28 protein-coding genes are annotated in these 23978 nt (G+C 27.6%); 11 read left to right on the top strand and 17 right to left on the bottom strand.

Annotated elements, in window-relative coordinates:
- The first annotated feature begins 481 nt into the window (after positions 1-481).
- The 7 genes from HNP67_RS04560 (at position 482) to HNP67_RS04590 (ending at position 8424) form a co-directional block, all read left to right on the top strand.
- Complete coding sequence (locus tag HNP67_RS04560) at positions 482-1369, top strand: complement regulator-acquiring protein (RefSeq protein WP_184125382.1); 888 nt, start codon at positions 482-484, stop codon at positions 1367-1369.
- A gap of 494 nt (positions 1370-1863) precedes the next feature.
- Positions 1864-2679, top strand: coding sequence for a complement regulator-acquiring protein (locus tag HNP67_RS04565; RefSeq protein ID WP_184125380.1), 816 nt, complete (start codon positions 1864-1866; stop codon positions 2677-2679).
- A 240-nt stretch (positions 2680-2919) separates the two neighbouring features.
- Entirely contained in the window at positions 2920-3651 is a 732-nt protein-coding gene (locus tag HNP67_RS04570; protein WP_184125378.1) for a complement regulator-acquiring protein, read from the top strand.
- Between the two features lie 247 nt (positions 3652-3898).
- Positions 3899-4663 (top strand): complement regulator-acquiring protein, encoded by a 765-nt coding sequence (locus HNP67_RS04575; protein WP_184125376.1) that lies wholly within the window; start codon positions 3899-3901, stop codon positions 4661-4663.
- A gap of 361 nt (positions 4664-5024) precedes the next feature.
- Positions 5025-6260 carry a complement regulator-acquiring protein gene (locus HNP67_RS04580; RefSeq protein ID WP_184125374.1) on the top strand — a complete coding sequence of 412 codons (1236 nt, stop codon included), beginning with the start codon at positions 5025-5027 and terminating at the stop codon, positions 6258-6260.
- A gap of 171 nt (positions 6261-6431) precedes the next feature.
- Positions 6432-7295, top strand: a complete 864-nt coding sequence (locus tag HNP67_RS04585) for a complement regulator-acquiring protein (RefSeq protein WP_184125372.1) — start codon at positions 6432-6434, stop codon at positions 7293-7295.
- Positions 7296-7458: 163 nt separating this feature from the next.
- On the top strand, positions 7459-8424 hold the full coding sequence (locus HNP67_RS04590) for a complement regulator-acquiring protein (protein WP_184125370.1): 966 nt from the start codon (positions 7459-7461) through the stop codon (positions 8422-8424).
- A 243-nt stretch (positions 8425-8667) separates the two neighbouring features.
- Here HNP67_RS04590 and HNP67_RS04595 read toward each other — a convergent pair whose 3' ends face one another.
- Entirely contained in the window at positions 8668-8862 is a 195-nt protein-coding gene (locus tag HNP67_RS04595; RefSeq protein ID WP_184125368.1) for an Lp6.6 family lipoprotein, read from the bottom strand.
- A 245-nt stretch (positions 8863-9107) separates the two neighbouring features.
- On the opposite strand from HNP67_RS04595, the gene HNP67_RS04600 reads away from it, so the two are divergent.
- The 4 genes from HNP67_RS04600 (at position 9108) to HNP67_RS04615 (ending at position 12918) form a co-directional block, all read left to right on the top strand.
- On the top strand, positions 9108-9731 hold the full coding sequence (locus HNP67_RS04600) for a hypothetical protein (protein ID WP_184125366.1): 624 nt from the start codon (positions 9108-9110) through the stop codon (positions 9729-9731).
- A 348-nt stretch (positions 9732-10079) separates the two neighbouring features.
- Positions 10080-10868 (top strand): hypothetical protein, encoded by a 789-nt coding sequence (locus HNP67_RS04605; protein ID WP_184125364.1) that lies wholly within the window; start codon positions 10080-10082, stop codon positions 10866-10868.
- Positions 10869-10968: 100 nt separating this feature from the next.
- The gene (locus tag HNP67_RS04610; RefSeq protein WP_184125362.1) at positions 10969-11199 is read left to right on the top strand and encodes a hypothetical protein; all 231 of its coding nucleotides are present in this window, start codon (positions 10969-10971) and stop codon (positions 11197-11199) included.
- A gap of 474 nt (positions 11200-11673) precedes the next feature.
- A complete protein-coding gene (locus HNP67_RS04615) occupies positions 11674-12918 on the top strand; it encodes a hypothetical protein (RefSeq protein WP_184125394.1) in 1245 nt (414 codons plus the stop codon).
- Between the two features lie 56 nt (positions 12919-12974).
- Here HNP67_RS04615 and HNP67_RS04620 read toward each other — a convergent pair whose 3' ends face one another.
- The 16 genes from HNP67_RS04620 to HNP67_RS04695 all read right to left on the bottom strand — a co-directional run bounded on the left by HNP67_RS04620 (position 12975) and on the right by HNP67_RS04695 (position 23968).
- A complete protein-coding gene (locus HNP67_RS04620; protein ID WP_184125360.1) occupies positions 12975-13544 on the bottom strand; it encodes a DUF777 family protein in 570 nt (189 codons plus the stop codon).
- A complete protein-coding gene (locus HNP67_RS04625) occupies positions 13534-14469 on the bottom strand; it encodes a DUF693 family protein (protein WP_184125358.1) in 936 nt (311 codons plus the stop codon). Before HNP67_RS04625 ends, HNP67_RS04620 begins: the two co-directional genes overlap by 11 nt.
- Before the next feature lie 234 nt (positions 14470-14703).
- The gene (locus tag HNP67_RS04630) at positions 14704-15591 is read right to left on the bottom strand and encodes a hypothetical protein (protein ID WP_184125356.1); all 888 of its coding nucleotides are present in this window, start codon (positions 15589-15591) and stop codon (positions 14704-14706) included.
- Positions 15592-15630: 39 nt separating this feature from the next.
- The gene (locus HNP67_RS04635; RefSeq protein ID WP_336509675.1) at positions 15631-16212 is read right to left on the bottom strand and encodes a DUF792 family protein; all 582 of its coding nucleotides are present in this window, start codon (positions 16210-16212) and stop codon (positions 15631-15633) included.
- Positions 16213-17628: a hypothetical protein gene (locus HNP67_RS04640; RefSeq protein ID WP_301366274.1), complete on the bottom strand. Its 1416-nt coding sequence runs from the start codon at positions 17626-17628 to the stop codon at positions 16213-16215.
- A 6-nt stretch (positions 17629-17634) separates the two neighbouring features.
- Positions 17635-17838 (bottom strand): DUF1322 family protein, encoded by a 204-nt coding sequence (locus HNP67_RS04645; protein ID WP_184125354.1) that lies wholly within the window; start codon positions 17836-17838, stop codon positions 17635-17637.
- Positions 17831-18319, bottom strand: coding sequence for a DUF1473 family protein (locus HNP67_RS04650; RefSeq protein ID WP_184125352.1), 489 nt, complete (start codon positions 18317-18319; stop codon positions 17831-17833). The genes HNP67_RS04645 and HNP67_RS04650 overlap by 8 nt, the downstream gene beginning before the upstream one ends.
- A 64-nt stretch (positions 18320-18383) precedes the next feature.
- Positions 18384-18806, bottom strand: a complete 423-nt coding sequence (locus HNP67_RS04655; RefSeq protein ID WP_010257097.1) for a DUF1463 domain-containing protein — start codon at positions 18804-18806, stop codon at positions 18384-18386.
- A complete protein-coding gene (locus HNP67_RS04660) occupies positions 18806-19882 on the bottom strand; it encodes a DUF787 family protein (RefSeq protein WP_184125350.1) in 1077 nt (358 codons plus the stop codon). The genes HNP67_RS04655 and HNP67_RS04660 overlap by 1 nt, the downstream gene beginning before the upstream one ends.
- A 107-nt stretch (positions 19883-19989) precedes the next feature.
- Positions 19990-20529, bottom strand: coding sequence for a DUF764 family protein (locus tag HNP67_RS04665; protein ID WP_184125348.1), 540 nt, complete (start codon positions 20527-20529; stop codon positions 19990-19992).
- Positions 20510-20905 (bottom strand): hypothetical protein, encoded by a 396-nt coding sequence (locus HNP67_RS04670; RefSeq protein WP_184125346.1) that lies wholly within the window; start codon positions 20903-20905, stop codon positions 20510-20512. Before HNP67_RS04670 ends, HNP67_RS04665 begins: the two co-directional genes overlap by 20 nt.
- Entirely contained in the window at positions 20902-21276 is a 375-nt protein-coding gene (locus HNP67_RS04675) for a DUF1506 family protein (RefSeq protein WP_184125345.1), read from the bottom strand. The genes HNP67_RS04670 and HNP67_RS04675 overlap by 4 nt, the downstream gene beginning before the upstream one ends.
- Positions 21273-21725, bottom strand: a complete 453-nt coding sequence (locus HNP67_RS04680; protein WP_184125344.1) for a DUF3890 domain-containing protein — start codon at positions 21723-21725, stop codon at positions 21273-21275. The genes HNP67_RS04675 and HNP67_RS04680 overlap by 4 nt, the downstream gene beginning before the upstream one ends.
- A gap of 2 nt (positions 21726-21727) precedes the next feature.
- Positions 21728-22645 (bottom strand): hypothetical protein, encoded by a 918-nt coding sequence (locus HNP67_RS04685; protein WP_184125343.1) that lies wholly within the window; start codon positions 22643-22645, stop codon positions 21728-21730.
- Positions 22646-22661: 16 nt separating this feature from the next.
- On the bottom strand, positions 22662-23273 hold the full coding sequence (locus tag HNP67_RS04690) for a DUF228 domain-containing protein (protein ID WP_184125342.1): 612 nt from the start codon (positions 23271-23273) through the stop codon (positions 22662-22664).
- Positions 23274-23371: 98 nt separating this feature from the next.
- Positions 23372-23968, bottom strand: a complete 597-nt coding sequence (locus HNP67_RS04695) for a DUF1357 family protein (protein WP_184125341.1) — start codon at positions 23966-23968, stop codon at positions 23372-23374.
- Positions 23969-23978 lie beyond the last annotated feature (10 nt).

The following is a 23978-nucleotide window of genomic DNA, read 5'->3' as shown; positions in this document are numbered from 1 at the left end:
AACATAACTAAATTAGAATCAATATATATTTGTATAAAAACATATAATTAACTTTTTTAATTAAGAATGGCTTTAAAAGCAAAAGACTTTTAACAAAGATTAACACCTAGAATTTAGATTAAAATGGGGAGAATGGTGTTATTTTATAATATTTAGATTTATTATTTATTATAAAATAACACATGAAAAATATAATGCAATCATCAGCAAAAACAAGACTATTGATAAATATCTTTAAAATTCAAAAAACATAGAAAGTATAACATCAATTTAATTACAATTGCTAACAAATTTAAAAACCAAACGGAAACATTTTAGGCTTCTTTTAAGAATATTTTAAACGTTTTACTTATTAAATTTTATTTAAAATAAATAAAACAAACATTGAAAATTAAAAAAATTGAAATACATTTATATTAGAAATCAAAAATATTGAGCTTGCCAAATAAAACTAATGATAATTTTTTTTAAGGATTACGTTTTGAAAAAAAACACAATTTGGAAAATATTAAAACTGTTTCAAATAACTTTACTGGTCTCATGTTCTTTTTATTCTAAATCAAACAACACAGAAGCAACAGGTGAATTGCAACCACCCCCCATTGGAGTTAAAAGCTTTGGCACTGATGAGAAAGCAGAAAATCTTAAAAAGATCGATATCCAAAATTTACAACAAAGCCAGCACCTAAAAGATGAAAAAGAAACGATAATTAAAAAAATTGCACAAGAATTTGATGAGAATGAAAAATTAATTAACAAAATAGGGCCAAATATAGAGATATTTACTCAAAAAATAAACTCAGATATTCCAAAAATCGAACCTATTGATCAATTTGGAATAAACAAAACCACATTCCCAGAAAACAAAGAGACGTATATTGATTTTATGTTAAAAGACAGTCGATTTAGAAAATTATTTTACTCATCTTTAAATTATGATGAAAATAAAATCAAAAAAATAGCAAAAATACTTGCACAAACATCAAGCTCATCTGGATACCATTATAGACTTATTAACTCAATTTTTTGGACAGGATTTAAAATCCAAGAATCATTCGAAAAAACTGTTAAGATTTTAACCAAAGACGAGCAAAGACACCTAATGTTCAACTTTAGAACAAAAACAGTAAAAGAGATTCAAGAAAATTTTGAAAAACTAATACAAGAGAGAAATTCTTGGATAAAAACCATAGATAACATTATTTGGGAATATGACAACAATACGGGGGGAGCCAAAGCTGATGGAAACATTCTAGGAGAAATAATAAGGCTTGGATACGAATATAACTTCAATCCACATGAAAGTATGCAAATTTTATACAATATTGAAACGATGCTAAAAACCTGTTGTGACCACATACACTACTAATTAGTGGTGTATGTATTGGTGTGAATTAAAGGGGGATTAAAAATATTGAAAAACCTTTAAAAAATTAAAAACGTAAAATAGAAATTTAATTTTTTAATATTAAATAATAATATTGTTATTCGGCGGATCTGTAATACGACTATATTATTTTGTATTAAAATCAATAACATTAATTTTAACTTATAAATATGTATAAGGGGATTATTTTGACAAAAACTAAGCTAATTTAATGAATTAAAAAAATAATATAAGCAACAATAGATGTTGCACTTGATATTTTTTTGAAAAAGAGAAGTTAATTCTTCTCTTTTTTTTTAGGCTCACAATCTAAATACAAATAAATCTAAATAAATCTAAACTAAAACACAACAATAAATTTAATCTTTAATTCTTAAATAATAATGTTGTTATTTGACAATTATTGAAATATAGTTATTATTATTATTTTATATTAGAATTAATTAATAATAGTTCTAATTTATAAGGAGAGTATTTTGACAAAAGCTAAACTAAACATAACCAAACTTAATATTATTACAATGATATTAACTTTAATTTGCATCTCATGTGCACCTTTTAACAAAATAGATCCCAAAGCAACTGAAAACACTAAGCTTAAAAAAACCGCTAAGCTAAACAAAGTTGCTAATTTAAAAAACACCACCAATCCGGGGGAAAATATTCAAAATTTTTTTAAAGACGAATCTGAAGACTTTAGCCCTTCTGATCAAAAATTTATGGAAACTATAGACTCAAAATTAAAAGAAATGGGAAAGAAGCTAAAAGATCAAAACAATAAAGAAAGTACACAAATTGATACAATGACTAAAGAAGAATCCAGTCTCTTAGATCCTTATATTGGTGCTAATTCTGCACTAGCTAACGAAGATGAAAAAATACTTTTAAAAAGAATCCTTTATTCATCTTTAGATTATAAAAAAGAAAATATAGAGACATTAAAAGAAATTCTTGAAATACTTATATGTAATATCAAAATCGACTCTAAAATTGCTGCAAACTTCCTTTATCGCACAGCTCTGGGCATTCAACAACAACTAGAAAGTCACTTAAAATTAATAAATGAAAAACTAGACACTCAAAGCAAAGAAGATTCAAAAGAAGATTTAAAAGCATTGCTAGTACAAACAGAATCTAGCTTACAGCTAAAAGAAAGGTTTAAAAAAAACTTAAACGAAACTATTGAAGCTTACAATAAAAATACTAGCAACATTCAAAATGATGTGAAAATACTAGCAGAACATTTTCATCAATATTACAAAGACTTTAATGCTTTAAAAGCTATCTCTTAATAATCGTTAAGAAAAAAAATAATATGTTGCACTTGATATTTTAAAAGAGAAGTTAATTCTTCTCTTTTTTTTTACGCTCACAATCTAAATCTAAATAAATCCAAACTAAAACACAACAATAAATTTAATCTTTAATTATTAAATAATAATGTTGTTATTTTACAATTATTGAAATATAGTTATATTATTATTTTGTACTAGAATTAATTAATAATAATTCTAATTTATAAGGAGAGTATTTTGACAATATCTAAACTAAATTTAATTAAGCTTAATATCATTACAATGATATTAACTTTAATTTGCATCTCGTGCACTGCTAATCCAATTGCCTCCAAAGCAAATGAAAACACTATATCAAAAAACAACACCAATCTAGAAGAAAATACCCAAAATTTTGAAACTACAATCTCAGAATTAAAAACAATGAGCAAGAGTCTGGAAGATCAAAAAAATGAAGAAAGTACACAAATAGCTAAAATTGCTAATGAAGAACTTGATTTCCTAGACACTTTTAAAGTTAGTTCCCGCGAGTGTATTGATAAAAATCAACGAATGCAAACAAAAAGAATGATTTATTCATCTTTAGATTATAAAAAAGAAAATATAGAGACATTAAAAAAAATTCTTGAAACACTTAGAGAAAATCCCGAACACCAAAACACAGCTGTAAGATTGGTTACTCTACCATGGAGCATTCAATTCAAAATAGAAAATCTTCAATTCAAAATAGAAAATCATTTAGCATCAATACAAAATAAAATAAACAATTTAAACCAAGAAAAATCCACATTATTACTAATGGAAGTAAAATATAACCTACAGCTAAAAGAAAGGTTTAAAAAAACCTTAAACGAAACTATTGAAGCTTACAATAACAATACTAACAAGATTAAAAATGATGTGAAAATGCTAGCAGAACACGTGAATAAATATTACGAAAACTCTAATTCTTTAAAACCTATCTCCTAATAATCTTAAGAAAAAAATAATATGTTGCACTTGATATTTTAAAAGAGAAGTTAATTCTTCTCTTTTTTTTTAGGCTCATAATCTAAATCTAAATAAATCTAAATAAATCCAAACAAAATACAACAATAAATTTAATCTTTAATTATTAATTAATAATGTTGTTATTTTACAATTATTGAAATATAGTTATATTATTATTTTGTACTAGAATTAATTAATAATAATTCTAATTTATAAGGAGAGTATTTTGACAATATCTAAACTAAATTTAATTAAGCTTAATACCATTGCAATGATATTAACTTTAATTTGCATCTCATGCACTGCTAATCCAATTGCCTCCAAAGCCAATGAAAACACTATATCAAAAAACAACATTAATACAAAAAAACCCAACAATCTAGAAGAAAATACCCAAAATTTTGAAGATGACCCTAGAAATCCAAAGTCTTCCTATCAAAATTTTGAAACTACAATCTCAGAATTAAAAGCAATGGGCAAGAATCTGGAAAACCAAAAAAATGAAGAAAGTACACAAATAGCTAAAATTGCTAATGAAGTTGATTTCCTAGAAACTTTTAAAGTTGGTCCCTACGACATTATTGTTGAAGATCAACAAATGCAAACAAAAAGAATAATTTATTCATCTTTAGATTACAATAAAGAAAAAATAGAGACATTAAAAGAAATTCTTGAAACACTTAGAGATAATCCCAAACACCAAAACACAGCTTTAAGATTGGTTACTCTACCATGGAGCATTCAATTCAAAATAGAAAATCATTTGGCATCAATACAAAATAGAGTAAACAATTTAAACCAAAAAGAATCCACATTATTACTAATGGAAGCAAAATCTAACCTACAGCTAAAAGAAAGGTTTAAAAAAACCTTAAACGAAACTCTTGAGATTTACAACAATACTAACAAGATTAAAAATGATGTGGAAATGCTAGCAGAACACGTGAATCAATATTACAAAGAATATTATTCTTTAAAACCTATCTCCTAATAATCTTAAGAAAAAAATAATATGTTGCACTTGATATTTTAAAAGAGAAGTTAATTCTTCTCTTTTTTTTTAGGCTCATAATCTAAATCTAAATAAATCTAAACTAAAACACAACGATATTTTTCTATTTTTATAAGAGTTTAAATTTATACTTTAAATAATTTGATATACATTTGTAATATGTAAAATAACAAGATCAAGCAGCAGAAAAATAAAAAAGAGTGAAAGACTTTGATCTTTTTTATTTATATTTATTGATTATTCTATAATTTGAACTAAGTTTTTAATAATTAATAATTAATTTTAAATTTTAATTAATTTTGATTATTAAAATTCATTAAAAAGAAATCGAGGAATTATTTTGAAAATCAAATCATTAATGCCTTTAAAGCTCCTGGGATTGTTTTTGTTTTCTTGCACAATTGATGCTAATCTAAATGAAGATTATAAAAGCAAAGTAAAAGGAATGCTCAATAGAACAACAGATGATCAAGAAACAGCAGATGTTAATACAAAATCAAATACTGCAAAAAATATACCAATAGCTGATACAGTAGCAGCGGAGCTGAAAAAACAAGAACAAGCAGCAGCACAAGCTACAGCAGCCAAAGGATTGCAAAATCAAACAGAAGCAGAACAAACTCTGCAATTACAATCCTTCGGGCTTAAAGTAGATTTATCACATCTGCCAAAACCAACAAATACAAACATAAACCTACCTCAAACAAAGGTAGTGACAACAACAGCCGCAACCGTTGCACCGCCAAAACAAATAAAACCTATTCAAGTGGTTAAAAATGTGCCCAAGAGTACAAGAACTTTTAACAACAAAAATAGCAGTATACCAACATTTGCCTTAAGTTACAGCTTTAGTCAACCAACAAATTCAAGCCTTGCTGTACAAACAACAACATCTTCTGGCAATAGCAGTAAATTACAAACATTAAAAAATGAACTTATTAGAACAGTTTCTGTAGAAAAAAATAAAACACAAAACAACTTTGGATTTAGAGAAACTTATGATCAATTTAAAATGAAAGATTCTGCATTTGAGCTACTAGATGTTATTTCAAGTGCTAAAGTTTTTGACAGAAGTTACGCACCGCAGCTTAACTCCAACACACCAGAAGCAGAAAATGAAAGAAATAAATTCTACGCACTTATGGATTTTGATCAAAACAAAACTGAACAATTTGGATCAATAATGGAAACTCTTTACAATGAGAATCAAAATCATAGCTTAATAAGAGAATTAATAATATCAGGACTTGGAATACAAATTTCTCTTGAGCTTGCACTAGAAGAAATAGATAACAAAATTAAACTCTTTAACCAGGACTACTTAAACACTAAAATTAACAGCTTTGATTTTACCTTTAAGCTAAAAGAGCTTAAATCAAAGCTAAATCAAATTTTATCTAAAAGAGACGAATGGTCAAGACAAGCTGATGGGCTTATTGCTAATGCAAACTCTAATTCAAACTTAAGCGATTCTAAATCTTTAGCAGAGTACATTCAAAACAAGTATCTAGATAACATGCAAAATGCTCGACAGTCTGTTCTTGAAACATACATTAGCATAACAGAGCTCAAATAGTTTATTTAAAAAACTAAAATAAACTATTTTACAACTATTTAATCAAAAGAAGAGATCTGGACTCTTCTTTTTTTTTTATTGTTCTATTTTAAATTTGAACTAAATTTAAATCATTAAGTATTAATTTTAAATAATTAAAATTACTTAAAATTTTTATTAAAGGATTAAATTTTGAATAAAACGAAATTATCAATATTTATAACATTAGGGATAATGACACTTTTCTCTTGCGATCTAAACAATAAAGACAATAAAACCAAAGTAGCAAGCTTTACAGAAACAAAATACGATAAATTAAATCCTCAAAAAGACGAAAAAAAAGAAACAAAAAAACAAGAACCTCAACGATCAACAAAAGAATTAAAAGTTTCAAACAAAGGAGAAGCAGATCTAATTGACAAGCTCTTTGAGATTTTAGCAAGAGAAATGACAATAATAAAAAAAGAAAAACTTCAAACGGAAATACCTAGCCAATTTGGACTAAAAAATAGTATGTTTGAATTACTTAATGTTTACAAAATTGACACCCAAAATGGCACAAGGCTTCAAGAAAAAATGAACTCAGGGCTTGCAGAATCTCAAAAAATGAGAAGACAATTTTATTCATCACTAAGCTACAACACCACTGATATTTTTAATTTAGCAGAGATTGTAAACAAGCTTTACAAAGACCCAAAAGCCCACGATACAATAAAAAAAATATCAGGGGGCATACGAATTCAGCAAGGATTTGAAGTTGCGCTTGAAGACTTGGCAATTAACATGGACAAGCTAAAAGAAAAAGATTTTAATAAAAAAACTTTAGAAAAAATTTATAATTTAATTGTTGATTTAATCTTAATAAAAAAAGAATGGCTTAGCACAATAGAAACATTGATTAAAAGCTCAAATGCTACCTTGGAGCTACAATACAATACAGAAAAGCTAAACGACCACATCGAGCAACTATATAAAGACACTATGATTTCTCTTTGTTTGAAATCCGAGCAAACATTAATTTCTTTAGATACATTATTTAAATTGAATAATAATTAAAAATTATTAAAAAATAAAACCTTTTACCCAAAGAGAGCTTGCGCTCTCTTTTTTTTTGAATTCTTATTGCACAATAACAATTTTGAATTAAAGTTATTAATTGGGTAATTAAAATTATTAATTAATAATTAATTACTTAAAATTTTTATTGAAGGGTAACATTTTGAAAAAAAATAAATTAATTGCAATATTTTTATTGCATATATTAACTGTGCTAATTTTGCTTTCTTGCTCTCTAGAGGTCAAAGACAGTAATGAAAATAAAAAGCATAAAAAAGAAAAATCAAATATCACAAAAAACGAAAATAATTCATTGAAAAATAAAAAGGTGTCTAAAAACGGCAAATCAAAAATAGACAATCTGCTTATTGCCATTAATACTTTAAAAAATCCGCCAAAAATCGCAGCAAACAATAAAAAAAACCCAAATTCAGCAGCCTTAAAGCAAAAAAACAGTCCCAATGCTAATAATACTGCTCCAAAGCAAACAGTAGATCCAGAAGCCACAGAGCTAATACAAAAAATATTAGATAGATCTGAGAATATTATTCAAATAAGCGAAATTGATTCTTACAAGGGCGAGCCTGATGACCAATTTGGAATGAAAGCAGAAATATTTAGCAAAATATTTTTCAATGCAACCTCAACAGCGCATTTTGACGAAAATGAATTTGTAAGTGAAAGAAGAATGTTTTACACATCTTTAAACTTCAACGAAGGAAAAATTGTAGATCTTGGAAAAATTTTATCAAAACTCTCTCAAGACTCAAACTACAGAAACTTGGTTAAAGAAACCATTATAAACAGAGGTTTTGGCATTCAATTAGCAATGGAAGAAATAAGTGCAAAAATACTAGATGTAAAAGACAAACTACAACAACTAAACAAAACTAATTTGAAAGCACTCTACTACGATTTTGAGAAACTTACAACACTTAAAGAAAAATGGCTAAAAGACACAGATGACCTTATTAATGAGTACAATACTAACCATGCCTTACAAACTGACATTTCAAAATTAAATGCCACCTTAAGATTAAAAAATTCAAGAGCTCAATTTGCAGACATTCACGATATAATTTTGAATTTAATAAACACAACTACCAACATTCTTGCCCCAATTCAGTAATATTGGTTTTGCATTCAAAAAGGGATAGGGGTTTTAAAGCCCTCTCTCCCCTTTTTATATTTAATTTTAATATATTATTTTAATTTTTCTAAATAACAATAATAAATAATAAATAAAAATGCTTAACTTTTATTGAAGATTAAAATCCAAAAACTTTTTTAATAAAATTTATTAAAAAAGTTTTTTAAAATAGTTACTAGTATTGTATTTAACTTATTTAAATTAATTTAAAAGCAAATATTGTTACTTTTTCATTGGCTTTGTCATCGGTTTCATGCTTTTGTCTGGCATTGACTTCATCATATTTTTGTCTGACATTGGAGCTGTAACTTTTGAATCTTCATCGCTAGTATTTTCCATCTCATCTGAAATTCTTGTAGTTTCGCAAGCAACAAATAATATTGCGCTTAAAAATATAGCGTACATTAATTTTATCATTGTTTATTCTCCTTCTTTAGAACTTATATTATATTAAAATATAATCTTGAAATAATCAATATTAATTGGTTTTTTATTCTAAATAAAAAAAGTATTAAATAATTCACAAACTATTGATAAAATCCGTATAAAATGATATCTTATATAAATAAATTTGGACTGAGGAATAATTAAATATTTATATGTATACAACTTTAAATATTTAAAAAATAATTTAAATAAATTTAATATTACAAGAGATAAATATGAATGCAGTTAAAAACAATCTAATTTACAAAAGCGAACATATAAAACCTTTAAACCCTATTCTTTGTGCACAGTTTTACATTAGAAATTACGCTGTAGATTCAAACGCAACAATTGAAATAAAATCAGAAGCTCAATATTTAGAACATTACGATAAAATTACACTAACAAAAGGCAAGCTAAAATCAATTAGTATATTAGCCCACAAAGACAGTTTGGATAAAAAAGGTTTAAAAAACCTGCTTCAATTAAAAAATCACAAAGATTTTAATTATTTTTATGAAAATAACTTCATAAGATGTTGTTTAAATTTCGAAGATAAACACAAAAGAGAAATAAATTTAATGCCCTTGTTTCATTATCACAGTTTATTAAGCATCAACAAGGCAATTCTAAACAAAGATAAATATGGCGATTTACAATTTGGAAGCTCATTTTACGTATCAACCAATCACAGCTGGAAATATCTAAGCTTTGCCAAATTTCAAAAAAGCCTAAATAAAGTTAAACTTATCTATTCCCCTTATTCTAATAAAAATTATTACATTAAAGTAAGCCAAAACATTTACAATACACTAAAAATATTAACTAATGCTTCAAATCTAAAAGAATTCATTAAATAATTTTATTTATTAAAATCAAATTAAACACTTCCCACACATGTTTCAAAGAGGCTCTCAGATGGAGTCCTCTTTGTAAATTTTAAAAACAAGTAAAATTCATATTTTAAAATGTGAGCTATACTTTAAAGTAGCTATATACTCAAAATCAAAGCGTAGCTTATTCAAGCAAGAAATAATACTGCTTTTAAACTACCTCCAAAGAAGTTCTTTTTTGCATTAGAGAACTTCTTTTTGCAAAAATCAATTTTTTATATTTTTAATATTTTTAATCAAATAAGCTTTAAAACAACTTATTAATTATTAATATTAATATATAATAAACAAGTCAAAAAGGCTAAGGAGAAATAAATGAGTAAAAGAGTAATTTTAATACTACTAGAAATTTTAATCTTGTCTTGTGATTTATTTATAAATAAAGAACAAACTCCTGAAAAACAGGAAAAACACAAAGAACAAAAACCTGCAATAAAAATAATCCCTGCGGTATCAATTCAAACAGTAGAAATAAGACAATCAAATCAAGTCCCAATAAGTACTCAAAAATACTACAAACAAGCTTATCCAATTCAAACATTCACTCTTGATTTTAGCATCAAAAGAGAAAAAGAATTCCAACAAGCAGAAGATAAAATCTTATCTGCTAAGGGGAAAGTGGTATCTTTGAGCATCTTAATAAATAAACCATTGTTGGACTTTAAAAATCCAAAAAACTCAAAAAACTCAACTTTAAAAAATCTCAAAGATATTGAAAATATTGAGAATTTTTTCCAAAATCAAGATTTATTATTTGTCTTAAACCTTAAAAATGAAAATGATGACAACATTATTAACATTATGCTCAATCCCCCAAACGATACCAAAAAACCCAAAAATTATGTTTTACAGGACCTTAAAGAAACGATTAAAAAGGGGTTAAGTGAGAAATACTTAAATCCTATCTATAGATTTCAAATAAAAAATAAAAAAGATTACCATTCAATAGATTACAACAAAGTGACTATTAGTGAAAAAATAATAGAATTAGACCTGCTACCACACAATCAAGTCTTTCAAATGAATAAAAATTTCACTCAAATTTTAGATGTGATAACAGACATAAATAATCTAAAATCAGTAATTCAAAAAGAATATATCTAAAAATTAAATTAGACTTTAAAAATAAATTACATTTATTTGATTAATATAATTTAATGATATATAATTATGTTTGAATTGCTTAGGTTAAAGGAATGATTAAATGGTTAAAAAAATAATATTTATTTCATTTTCAGTATTTATTATGTCTTGCAGCGCAATTGGACGTGGAATTTTAATAGATTCAATTCTTCGAAATGTGCATAAAGAATTAGAACAAGAAAAAAAAGATGAAAATGAAAAAAAACAAAATTCACAATCAAAGCCCGCAATAGAAGAAAATACTGAAAACAATCCTGAAGAAGATGATGATCAAAATGAAGAGATTGAGTAGGGTAATCAGATCATTTTACTTTGGAAACATTTTATTAGCTAATAGTTAAAATCTCAAGTCTACATTTAAATATATTAATATATTCAAAGGAACATCGAATTACACCCGATGTTCTCCTTTATTAGTAATCTGAAAAATTCAAAGTATGCTATACACTTAGTACAAAGCAAATCTTTTGTATAAAAATAAAATAAAGAAGAATGGTGCTGATAATTTTAGAAAAATTTATAAAATAAAAACCAGCACCACCACTTCAACACCAAATTACAAACGGACCAAAGGCGACAATTACAAATTATTAAAATTTTAATTCCTGCAAAACAGGAAGAATAAACATTTAAAAATAATAACACAAAATCTATGATACCCCCTTAAATCCCCTTAACAGGGGATTTTATATTTAAAATAAAATCAAAATCCAAAAAATGTGGTATAATGTTTCTCAATATTCTTGTTTTAAAGGAGCGTAAGGCTTTGAAAAGCAAGCTTAGAAAAGCTATAAAAATTTTAACATTTGCACCATTGCTACTAGTTATTAGCTGTAATGCAAACATGGATACAAATGATAAAAACAAAGCCTTAAACGAATATAAATTACAAAATATCTCAGAAGTCATTAAGAACAGCTTGCAGCTTGAATCAGACACTAAGTTTAAAAAAGAACTTGAATCAAAAATAAATCAAAGTACACCTCCTATTTTAGAAATTGAAAAAATTGAACCCGGGAAACAAGAGATTGCCCTACAATCTGAATTTGACAGCGAAGGCCCAATACCCCTAGAAGTACTAGAAGAAGCAAATATGGCAAAATCAGAAGAAGAAATTGCAAAAATACAAGAACAATTATTGTTAATCGGGGCTTCTGATGAAATTACAGGTCAAGAATTAGGCGAAAATATCCAAAAATCTTTACACCCAACTACAATAGAATTTAAAATTTCAACAAGCGACAATGAGGTAATACTTACCCCAATTGAAGAAGAAAAAATTAATAATGATAAAGACAAAATTTTTGATCAAAAAGAAGAAAATGACACTTTAAAAAATGACGCCTTTAACAAAAGCAAAATAAACCCTACACAAAATCAACAAAATCAATTCCAAAAACACAGCATTCACTTAAGAAACAATGACAACTTCATAACAAAAGAATACGCAAATCAAGTTAGAGACTCTCTAGATAAAGCACTAAATGCAATAAAAAATCTAGAAACATCTAAAGAATTTAAAGAGCTTGAAAATTTACCAAAGGATCTGGAAAGCTCTCTAAACAAATCAAAAAACTCAATTGAAAGCAACATTGACAACATTAATACCAAGAATATAGAAACAACAAAAAATAGATTGCTCGAGGAGTTAAAAAACAGTGAGCTTGTTTTTGAAGATACTAAAGATCCCCTAGGAACAAGCACAATAAAAAGAGTAATGGACGCTGCTAAGAAATGGGGAGAAAAAGAAAACACAAGTCAAATAGACTGGAACTTAGGCTTTAAGTTTCATCCAAACCCAAAACTTTACAATAAATTAATAGCTCAAGAATATAAAATTCTAGCCGAAAAATTTACTAAAGTAAAAAATGAATACAAAAACACAAAAGAACAACTAAAAGCTGAGTCTAAATTAACAACCAATAGCATCAGCAAAATAATTGACGCAACAAAAGAGTTTGCAAACCAAGTGAGAAACTTAATCTTATTAGTAGAAAACAATCATCAATAGACCTTTGATAGCAAAGTTATATTAAGAAAAGAAAAAGCAAAAATAAAAAAACTACTTCAAGAAATCGGGCCTGTTTTTCCGGTTGTGGTTGTTGGCGCACCACTACTATTCACATAAGTTAAAGTACCAGAACTGTGCGTATGATTTTCAAACTTAGTTCCATTAATCTTTAAATTGCCTTTAATTTCAATATTGTCTACATCAATAATCAATTTTTTTGCTTTAAATTTTATATTCTCGCTTTGTGAATCAAACTCTTGCACGCTCAATTTAAACTGATCAAGCTTAATACCAATTTTCTTGGGATTAAGAACACTTAGAATGTAAAAATAATTTTTATCAAAATGATTATTATCGTTTTCTTGGAAAATATTAAAATTACTTTGAAGTAAAACCACCTCATCTTCTGCTGCTAAATCAAGATTAAAGTTAGATATACTGCAAGTACTAATCTCTAACCCTTCGTATTCTTTAATGGCAACAACACCCGTTTGAGTTTTAAAGTCAAAGCTTTTAATAACACCTATTCTGCAAATAAAAACATTCTCAAAAAGAAACTGCTTTAACAAACCAGCAGAAGAGGCCTTTAGGCTGCCTGGCTCAAAGCTAAAATTATTATTTTGCACAATAGATTCCTTTTTTATTCTCTGAGTAAAGCTCTAGATTTAAAACACACTCTCTGGTACTGCTTAATCTGGCGCTGGTGGTTTTAACCTTGCAGTTTAAGGTATTTCCATGTCTATCTTTAAAGCTTAGATTATCTGCAATCTTAATATTGTGAGTAAACATCACTTGCGCTTGATATAAGCTTAACCCAGACTTAAAGCTTAAAGCATCTTTTTGGGGTACAAAAAAAAGCCCATAATCTTCAAGTCTTTTGTACTCACTAGAAACAAATTGTCCAAAATTCATAAAAATAAACTTTGAATCAACATCTTGCCCGGGATCTCCAATCTCAACAATGACAAAGTCAACGTATCCTTGTCGCCTTAGGTATTCTATTAATCCTTTTGGCGAGTTGCAAGCAAAGCTCTCTTTGATCACTTTTGTTTTTTCAAGTTCATTCATACAAAAGATTGCCTTGTCCTTAAACACATAGTTTATTGCATCAGCAATAGTGCTGCCTTTGAAATTTTTATACTCAAATTTTCTCTCTAAAAATGTCGCTCTGGACAAAAGATACAATTCACACTCAAAACTAAAATTCTCAAGCCCACCAATTCTCTCAACAGGCGCTCCCAAATACCCAGCCATAATAAACTCGTAATCTTGCTGATCTGAAAACTTCTTATAATAAATTTTTACAATATCTGCCGTCTTAAAATTAGAAAAATCTAAAGGTACATTAAAAATTTGAAGTTTGGCCTTTTTACTAATTATTAAATTATTCTCAGAATATGTATTTTGAATAAAAATATTCAAATCAGGCACACCATTTTGAGTAATAATAACAACTTTAGGCCTTGAGCCTGCAAGTTTGCCGTCAATGCTATTTTTAGAATCAATTGTATTGTAAAACTCAACTTTAAAATCGTACTGAAATATTAACATCTTTTTTAAATAAAACTCCTTTTTAAATTAACAAACTATTAATTGAATTAAAAATTAATTATAAATCACCATTACAGTAAACCATTAAAAGTTACATTATGCTCAATGTTTAAAATATTCTCAGATCCTATTTTATTAATTGCATTTTGAAGGCAGTAAGAATAAAGATTAAACCTTAAAAATCTTTTAAAGTAAATCAAAAAAATATTCAAATTAAAAATCAAATTAAAAAATTTAACTAAACTGACCTTCAAGAGAATCAAAAAACTCATCTTCGCTTTGATCTTCCTTAAACACATCATATTCATTCTCACTCTCATCTTGATATTCATTCTCACTCTCATCTTGATATTCATTCTCACTCTCATCTTGATATTCACTCTCGCTCTCATCTTGGTATTCACTCTCGCTCTCATCTTGGAAGCTGCTTTCTAGTTCGTCTAAGTCTTGGTCTGGATCGGCCAAAAACTCACCTTCTGCACGGTTAAGATCATGCTTGCTTAAGATTCGTCTTTTGTTACATTTTTTTTCACCTTGTGGTCTTTTGGAAGGTTTAAAGCTTGAAGCCTTTGAACCAACAAATCTTTTAGTTTTACCCTTTAAAGACTTTAAGTTGCTCTGATTATCAATTCTTTTTTTAATATTTTCAAGAGATTTTACATTTTTAAGCCTACTACTAGATTGAAAATAGTTTTCTAAAAAAAAAGCTTTTTTAATAATTCTCTCTGCAATAAGCTTTGTATATTCTGGATTTTCAATAAGGCTTTTATTTTTGTAATTTCTTGTTAAATATTTATATTTTTTAAAAATCTTAAGCAATGGTAATTCCACCTCTTTTTTAAATCTGCTTAAAGTAAGTCTTTTTTTTATTATTTTCTGCAAATTATTACAATAAGCATTTAGCGCATTAAGCTTGGTTAGTATTTCTTGCCTTTTAATGCTACCGGCTTTATCTTGAGATTTAATTAAAATTCCATTGTCGATGTCATGCATTAATACATATGCCAAATCTATGTCTCTTTTGAAATTCCACTTTTTAAAATCAAATGGTCTTGCCTCGCTTGCATATGTTGTTGAAACAATAAATAAAAAAAATATTAAAATAAACTTAAATTGTCTCATTAATATTCTCCTAATATTTAGATGTTTTTAATTAATATTTTAACCTTTATAAGTTAAAATATTAAACGTTTTGCAAATTTTTACTTGCAAACTAATTTCCACCTCCTCTAGATAGACTGTGTCCTTAAGCTTTAATGAACTAATACTTACTGCCTCGTGAAATCCTACTGAAGGGCTGTACATACTGTAGTAAACCCCTAGGTTAAACCTTTGCCTGAATTGCATTTTTATAAAATTACTATTAAATTCTAAAACACTGTTCATAAAAGGGGTTTCTCTTAAAGCTCTTAGCAAAGTTTGGTCATAAATAGAGGACAAAATTCCTTTATTAATTGTTATAATCTCAGGCCTTGGAGTAATGTTAAAGTTCACATATTCACTTTTTGTATTGGTAAAATCAATTACCGCACGGTCTGAGCTTATACTTGAGAGATTTTCTTCTATTAAATCGTGCTTTACAAAAATAAAAAACAGTTGGGGAATGTACCCAAGACCTTTAAAATCAAGCCTTGGAAAAAGTAAAACAAAATTAGAAATGCTTGCCAAACTTGAGATTTGATTTACAATATCTTTTATTAAATTACTGGCTTGCTCTTTAATCACTTGAAACCTCTTTTGCACTTAAGGCATTCTAGAATCATCATCAATTCCTCTTGAATTAAATTCACTAACACTATTTAGTAAACTTGTAATGTTCTCAACCAAAGGCAAACTTTCAAAAGCTTGCGCCAAAATAATGCCAAGATTTGAAAAAGTACTTTTTAAAGGGTCTAGCACACTACTAGTAAAATCGTAATTTTTAGCCCACTCTAAAAGTTCTAAAGTTTTTTCTAAGAGCAACTCTAATCCAGGCTCAAAAGCAGCACTTATTATTTTACTATTTAAAACCTCAGGCTCACTTGGACTTTTTAAAGAAATTGTTGGCATTTTCAAACTTAAAACTTTTTCTAAACCATTCTCACCCTTTAGGAAATCACTTACCAGACTAATGGCTTTTGAATCATTTTTAGCATGCCCTTTGTTTTTTAATTTTTGTGCAAGCTCAACCATAAAAGAGAAATCATTTGAATTTGAATTTGAATTTTGTGAATTTTGAAGAATATAAAGTTTTCTTAAAAAATCATTTCTCTCAAGCTCTGTTTCAAAAGATCTTTCTCTTTTTAGTATTTTATTTACACTTTCTTTTTGACTATCTTTGTAAAGAAAATTTTCAAGACTTAGCTTAGTCTTTTTGTCTTTTAAATTTTTAAATTCTCTTAAAGAAGAATTTAAATCATTAAACCCATTTTTTATATCAAAAAAATCAACAGGATTTGGATCTTTTAAAAACCCTCTAAAAGTCATCAAATTTTCCCCAATGATCTGACTACTGTTTTTGTTTTTAAAACCCTCCAGATTTTGTAAATCCTTAAAAGGAATCTTGTTAAAATTGGAATTTAATCTAAAGTCTTTTGGCACATTAGTTTGATTTTTACCAAAATTATTAATAAAATTTTGCTTAAAAATGTTTTTAATATTTTCAGTCTTAAAATATAAATCCTGGCTAGCACCAAGATCCAATTTATCTACCTTTGGCTTTAAATATGGACTTGGACTGCTTTTATTCTCATTTAAGAATCCAGCAGTCAAATCACTTTTGTCTTTTAAATCAAAATCAAAAACACTAAAATCTTTTAAAACACTCTTAGGAGTGTTTTCCCGAGAATCATCAAAGCTTAGAAAATCCTTAAAAGAATTACTTTTGCCAAAAACATTCAAAGATTTAAAACTTGATGATTTTTGAAGATTGTCACTTTTGGGTCTATTAAGCCCCTTAAGTCTTGAAAGACTTAAAGATAAAAAATCCTTACTACTTTTTCCACTCAAACCATAAAAACCCATTTGACTGAAAAAATTTTCCCTTTTTAGGCTTAAAAACTCTTTTTTTAAATTACTCTTAGTAGCATTCTTATCAAGAACACCTTCTAATGTAATTGTGAATTTATTCTCATTATTGTTTTCTTCGTACATAAAAACCTTTAAAACAAACTTTAACACATACTACTAAAACAAAAACCACTCGTATATTTCCTTGTTAAGCTTTAGGCTGGCTACTCGGTTAACCTCTACAAGCTCTTTGTAGCTCATTTTTTTAACGTCTTTATATGTACAAATGCCCATTACAATAGGGAAATAATACTTATTAGCTTCTCTTGTTAAATAGTCTATATATTTAAAATAATTGGTCGCAATCTCTTGCTTATTCATTGACACCTTCTTGAATTAAAGACTCAAAACCGGTTTCTAAAGAATCTTTTTGATCTAAACCTGCAAAATTGCTTGTAATTAAAAAATCATAACTCCAGCGATCATCAATGTAGTCATACTTAATGTAATCTCCGTTTTTATCTTGAAAGCTTTCAATGTAAACTAAACTGGGCTTTTTAAACCCTTCTATTGTTTCAAAAAGTGAATACTGTACTGAAAAAAGAATTGTAGGAAGAGCATACTTGTAAAGCTCTGAATATCTTCTCTCTTGGTTTAAGATTTCGTAAAATTCATCTAAAAACCCTCTTGAAATCATTAGTTTGGTTATCTCTTTTAATGTTCGCAGATCATTAAGTTTGCTAATAAGTTCGTCTCTTTCAATATCAAATCCTAAAACACTGTCCCACTCATACATGGGAATATCTTTTAAAACGTATGTGTGTATTTTGGCCTTGGTTAATATTTTTAACTTGTATCTCATTTTAAATTCTTATCCTTTAATTAAAACATTTTTAAAACATTTTTATTGTTCAATCAAATTGCTTTTAACTTGCTTTCTCAACATCACAATTGATTGCATGAATTGTAAACTTAACAGTATCATTATCAGCTGAATACTTTCTAGTTGGAATTTCTGCAAAAAAAGCACTATTTGAAATAATTTTAAGTCCCATCTGATCATTAAACACTAATCTTTTTAATTTTTTAGATTTTGGTACATTCTCGTAAAATTGTTCGTTGCTTAGCTTTGTTAAGAGTTTGTAATCAAGAGATCCTTTACTTACTTCTAAATCAAAAATATGAACAACGGTTCTTGGATCTCGAAAGCTTGGAATTGGAAAATTTCTGTCTTCTGTGCTTGCCTTAGCCATTACATTGGGCTCTGTACTGTACTCAAGAGTGCCTGTATCTATTAAATTGTCATTAAAGCTAAAAAATATTAAATCAAGTGAATAATATTCTCTCATTATGATGCTCTCCTTAAATATTCGCTTATCTCTTGTGCTGTTATTACTAAATTAACACTATTAAAGCTGTCATTGTACTTAAGTGCAACTTCTAAGCTTAAGCTTAAGCCTTTAGAAGAATTAACTTTAAGTTTAATCTGTTTATAAGAGATAATAAGACCTTTTTGTTTAAGTTCATGGAAAAAACATTCAAGCCCTGCTGTGTATTCGTTTGGCAAATTGCCGTCCAAATTTAAAGCGCCAAGCTTGCTGTTGGCTCTATTGTTTTTATTCCAAACCCTAATAAGCTCTTTTGTTGCTTCATTTTTAATGTAAAAAAGCGTAAAAGCCTCATCAATAGGATCACCCGAAAGACTAACTCCTTCTTTGAAAGCTAAAATGCCGTCATTGCTGGTTTCATTTAAAAGAGAGTAAAAATTAATATTGGATTTTCTAAGAGAATCAATTAGAAAGTCATCGTAAATAGGAGAAGAGTTTAAAATCATACCATAAGGATTAACCGCGTGAAAAATGCTTGCTTGATGTAAATAAACTGCTGCAAACTTAAGGTGCAAATCTTGACTGCCTCCGCCACCGTAAACAGCAATAACATTTTTAAGCTCACTTTTGTCTTTGCCTTTTAAAAAATTTGGTAAGTTGCCATCTTTAGTGGAAATTATAATAAAATTGCAAACTTTTCTAATCTCTTCAAAATCACTACTAATAGTATCTTCTGCTTGATTTACAAAAACTACAAACGGATGTAAATTGGATTTTAAAAAATCTTTAATCTCTTTAATCTGATTGTAAACATAAAAATCAACAGACCTAAGTCCGTCTTGCCCAAAAAAATCTTGCATTGATTTTTTTAAAACGCTTATTTGCTCTTCTGCTATTTTTTTCTTAGAAGAATCAGACTCCTGGGTCTTTTGCATCTCAAGTTTTTCAAGCAGATCCTGTAAATTTGTAACACTTAATGCCAAGTGCTTGCTTGCCAAAACATTGCTTTTGTAAATTAAAAGCGGATTGTAATAATTAATATTATTGAAATCTAATCTGTTTTGCACCAAACTAATGCTTATTGTATCTTTTGGCATTTATCCTCCTTTTTAAATTTCTTTATTTAATTTTTATTTTATTTTTTTTAAATTTTTATTTTATTTCTTTTTATTTCTTTTTATTTCCTTTTATTTTCTCAAAAAATTTACCTCTCTTGTTTTAAAACCTGTATATTTGCAACAAAAATCTGATTAAAACTAAAACACATATTGGCATGCATATTAGAAACGCCAAGTAATCCATCATTATTTAAATTGCTAATCGAGCACAGATAATAAGTTAAAAACAAAGAAGAACCATCCTCAAGCTCTTTTGTAAACTCAAACCTAAATCTATTCTCGTGTAAAAATTCTAAAAAGTGCTCATACACTTTGCAAATGTTCTCATAAGCATCTCTGTAAGCTTTAAACAAAACAAAACTTAAAAAATAAAGCGAAAACCTTAATCTAAACTCATTAAACTCTTTAAAAGAATTTCTACCCCCTAGATTTCTAGGAGTAAGCCCTTCGAAAGACTCACTTTTTAATACAAGTAAATTACTAGTATTTGTAGCAAACTTTTCCAAATATGGGTGGTTATAGGTATTTAAGATTTCTAATTCTATTTCTTTAATATCTAAATATTTTTTAAAATTTGTAAGTATTTTTATTAAAAACTGTACAGATTCATTTAGTCCTACAATCATGATTATCCTTTTCTTTTGCCTTTAAAAGACTTGGGGTTTTAATGCCATTAATAAAGCTTTTAAATTCTTTGGATTTTTTAGCCTCTTTGGCCTCTTTAGCTTTAAAAGCTTTTTTTAAGCTTGGATTTATTTGCAAGCTAAGTGAATAATTTTTATAAAAAATCTTAAACTGATCTTTTATTTCAACAAGCCCTTTTTGAATAGATTTTCTAAAAGCTGTTTTTATTCCTTTGTTTGAAAAAACATTAGAATAAAATTCTTTGTAAGCAGCTTTTGCTAGTTTAAAATCAAGCTCTCTTTTAAGTTCTTCAGATTTGATATTAATGCTATTTTCTGCATTAAAAGTACTGTCTTTAAATTTAATTCTTACACTCAACAAGAGCTCCTTAAAACCAGAGTATTGTAATTTAGGCCTTCTTTGTAGCTCTTTTGCACCCCTAAGATAGAATAAACATCATCAAAAACCTTAACCAAATCTCCGTACTCAAATTCCAAATTCTCAAGAGTATAAACCTTGGCGTAACTATTTTTGTCAAAAATATTTACACCTTCAATCTCAACTACTTCTTCTGGATTTATTAATAATAACATCCCTTTAAAAACAACAGTATCAGAACTTTTAAATCTAGTTTCATAAGATGCATTTATTGGATCTTTGATTGTTCTAAACTTACAGAAAAAAAGTTCTTGTGAATATATACTTATAATATTACTTAAACTTGTATTAATCATCTCTAAAGATTTCATTTAACTACTCCTATTAGAGCGCCCTTTGCTCTTAAATCTTTTATTAAACTATCCAAACATTTACAAAAATCCCCCCCACAGCTGCTAGAATCAACATTTGTGGGGAAATATTCTAATGATATCTCTTTGAATTTTTCGGACTTGATGTTATTTAAATTAAAACCTTTTAATCTGTTTCGTTTTTTTAGCTCGCAACCAATAAAATAATAAATTAAAACAAACATTGTAGAATCATTTAAATTTTTAATTCTTATTCTCTTAAAAATTAAAATATTCTCAAGTAAATTTAAATATAAAGAAAATTCTTTAATGCTTAGATCTTTAAAATCAAGCATTAAAAGACTAAGTATTTGCTCATACACTGTTTGCAATGACTCTGGATTTTCACTCTCTAGAGTTTTAAAATTTGCATTTAAGACCTGATTGGTATCTACTTTGTTGTCATTCATTTTTAGCTCAATTTTATTCTTAAGATTGAATTTTTTGTTGCCAAAATTGTTCCAATAGAAAAGTCAAGAAAACTTGTTCTGAAATTACTACTTGAAACTTCTGTGTATGAATTTAATATCGGCTGATGACCGTCTTTTAAAAGCAGTAGTTTGCTGCTTCTTGGATATATTAAAATTTCATCGTCTAGTAAATTTGTAGTCTCAAGCTCAATATCTGCATCATTATTAATTGCGCTTATAAAATCAAAAAGCATGTCTTTGTATGAATAATTGTTGTTTGGAAGCCTTTCAAGAAGACGACCTTTAATTTTGCTAGTTGTAAGTATTTTAAAAGGCACCTTTCTCTCGTCTTCTAAATTAATCTTTGAAAGATCATCATTTATTGATTTTATTTGATCTAATATGTTTGTCTGTTTAACTGTTTTGTCTATTTGGTTTGGGAGATTCAAAAGTCCGTACATAGTTTCATTGTTAAACTCATCAACAAGAAGAGTTCTTTTGCTGCCTCTTGAGAGTGTAAGCCCGCCTCTTAAATAGTGCACACTCATTAGCTTTTGTATCTCAATTATTGCACCTAAGAGACCTTCTCTCATGTTAATATTTGTGTTTGCCTCTACACTAACTTTTCCATCTGGTGCATAGTACGTAAATGCATACTGAAAAGGCAAATAATTAATTTTTACTATTTGTCTTTGGAACTTTATTGTTGATACTGTGTTAAAATCATTAACCTTTAATGTGGGAATGTCTGTTAAATTAGAATACCACTTGATAATTCTATCACTTCCAAGAGAAATATTACTACTTTGTATTTGCTGTGAATCTAAAAAATGATAATATTCCGGAATTGGGCACTCCTTAACCAAAACATCCCTTACTGTGTTTACATACTCTTCGTTATTTAATATGCTCTCGTCCATTTCAAATTCTCCTATTTTAAATTACATCTTTTATTTGCTTGACTAAAAAAAGAACCCTAACACCATAAACATCTCTTCTGTCTTTAAATTCTAAAGCAGGACCTAATGCTAAAGCATGAATAAATGATGCATTCTTGCTAGATTTTTCTAAAACACCTTCGCTGTTTATTATTAATTTGTCTTCTGCTTTGATAGTTTTATCTTTAGTAATCAAAACACATTCAAAACTACAAGTTATTGGAACAACCGTACCAGTTCTTGAAAAATCGTCAAAGTCTACACAAACCCCATAAAGCTCGCTACCGCCGCCTCTTGCTATTTGTAAATGTGAACCGTTAACAATAAGCTTAACCCCATATTTATAGCAAAAATCTTGCGCCTGGTAATTTTCAAACTTATCAGCAGGAGAGCTTTTAAGTCCGCCTTTTTGAGAAAAATAAAACCCTTCGTCTTGAAATTTGGAACTGCTCTCAAATACTGGGTAACTACTAGCAGCAACGCTTTGCAGCTTGTCTAAAACAATTTTTTGAGCTTGATTTTTCTTTAAACTTTCAAGCTGACTCTCAAGTTCTACTTTTGATGCTTTTAGTTTTTCTATCTCTTTTTGAAAATCAATTGAATCACTCATTAATAATCTCCTTTTTTAAATTAATTTTTTATTTAATTTTTATTTAAATTTTTCATTAAAAGCTTAAATTACAAAAATTCAAACAAATTTAATAAAATTTAAGCTAATGCTTTTTTATTACAATAAAATTCATTCTTAACCTCTTCCCATTCATTAAGCATTGCCTCTCTTAAATCATTATACGTGTTAAAAAAACCATTTCTGGATCTTAAATTATTTTTTTGATCTAGGTTTATTCTTTGAAAATTTATCACTTTGTATGAATTTTCTAAATTCTTATTCTGATCAATATTGGTCTTTGCAAGCCTTATTAGTATTGCACGAGAAGATGAGTCAATCTCATCAAGCTTGCAAGTTCCAGCTATTGCAAATATTTGGGCTGACTTTACATACTTTCTAATAAGCTCTTCGGCTTGTCCTTTTACAACCTCTTTAAAAGAATACCCTTTTGCTAAAAGATTTTCTGTATTATACTCAAAACTTAAATTATCATTTGCAAGTTTATTTATCTCAACAGATTCTCTTAAGTCATTGTGAGAAAAATTAATGGCCAAGTTATTACTTGCACTTTTGAGATTTTTATATTCTAAGAACTCCTTAACCAAAGTATCGCTTAAAACTTCATTGTTTTTGTTTCTAGACTCTTTTAAATCTTCTTGGCTGTCTTTGTCTGCATTTGATGCCATTTTTTCCATAATTACTCCT

The organism is Borreliella californiensis, assembly GCF_014205885.1.
Taxonomy (GTDB): Bacteria; Spirochaetota; Spirochaetia; order Borreliales; family Borreliaceae; genus Borreliella; species Borreliella californiensis.
This window is presented reverse-complemented; position numbering and strand designations above follow the sequence as displayed.

Excerpts from the sequence above, each read along its gene's own strand:
- HNP67_RS04630 (WP_184125356.1), bottom strand. The coding sequence starts at position 15,591 with ATGAGACAATTTAAGTTTATTTTAATATTTTTTTTATTTATTGTTTCA.
- HNP67_RS04605 (WP_184125364.1), top strand. The coding sequence starts at position 10,080 with ATGAGTAAAAGAGTAATTTTAATACTACTAGAAATTTTAATCTTGTCT.
- HNP67_RS04595 (WP_184125368.1), bottom strand. The coding sequence starts at position 8,862 with ATGATAAAATTAATGTACGCTATATTTTTAAGCGCAATATTATTTGTT.
- HNP67_RS04685 (WP_184125343.1), bottom strand. The coding sequence starts at position 22,645 with ATGGACGAGAGCATATTAAATAACGAAGAGTATGTAAACACAGTAAGG.
- HNP67_RS04600 (WP_184125366.1), top strand. The coding sequence starts at position 9,108 with ATGAATGCAGTTAAAAACAATCTAATTTACAAAAGCGAACATATAAAA.
- HNP67_RS04625 (WP_184125358.1), bottom strand. The coding sequence starts at position 14,469 with ATGTTAATATTTCAGTACGATTTTAAAGTTGAGTTTTACAATACAATT.
- HNP67_RS04695 (WP_184125341.1), bottom strand. The coding sequence starts at position 23,968 with ATGGAAAAAATGGCATCAAATGCAGACAAAGACAGCCAAGAAGATTTA.
- HNP67_RS04650 (WP_184125352.1), bottom strand. The coding sequence starts at position 18,319 with ATGAGATACAAGTTAAAAATATTAACCAAGGCCAAAATACACACATAC.
- HNP67_RS04690 (WP_184125342.1), bottom strand. The coding sequence starts at position 23,273 with ATGAGTGATTCAATTGATTTTCAAAAAGAGATAGAAAAACTAAAAGCA.
- HNP67_RS04660 (WP_184125350.1), bottom strand. The coding sequence starts at position 19,882 with ATGCCAAAAGATACAATAAGCATTAGTTTGGTGCAAAACAGATTAGAT.
- HNP67_RS04610 (WP_184125362.1), top strand. The coding sequence starts at position 10,969 with ATGGTTAAAAAAATAATATTTATTTCATTTTCAGTATTTATTATGTCT.
- HNP67_RS04675 (WP_184125345.1), bottom strand. The coding sequence starts at position 21,276 with ATGAAATCTTTAGAGATGATTAATACAAGTTTAAGTAATATTATAAGT.
- HNP67_RS04655 (WP_010257097.1), bottom strand. The coding sequence starts at position 18,806 with ATGAGAGAATATTATTCACTTGATTTAATATTTTTTAGCTTTAATGAC.
- HNP67_RS04680 (WP_184125344.1), bottom strand. The coding sequence starts at position 21,725 with ATGAATGACAACAAAGTAGATACCAATCAGGTCTTAAATGCAAATTTT.
- HNP67_RS04665 (WP_184125348.1), bottom strand. The coding sequence starts at position 20,529 with ATGATTGTAGGACTAAATGAATCTGTACAGTTTTTAATAAAAATACTT.
- HNP67_RS04645 (WP_184125354.1), bottom strand. The coding sequence starts at position 17,838 with ATGAATAAGCAAGAGATTGCGACCAATTATTTTAAATATATAGACTAT.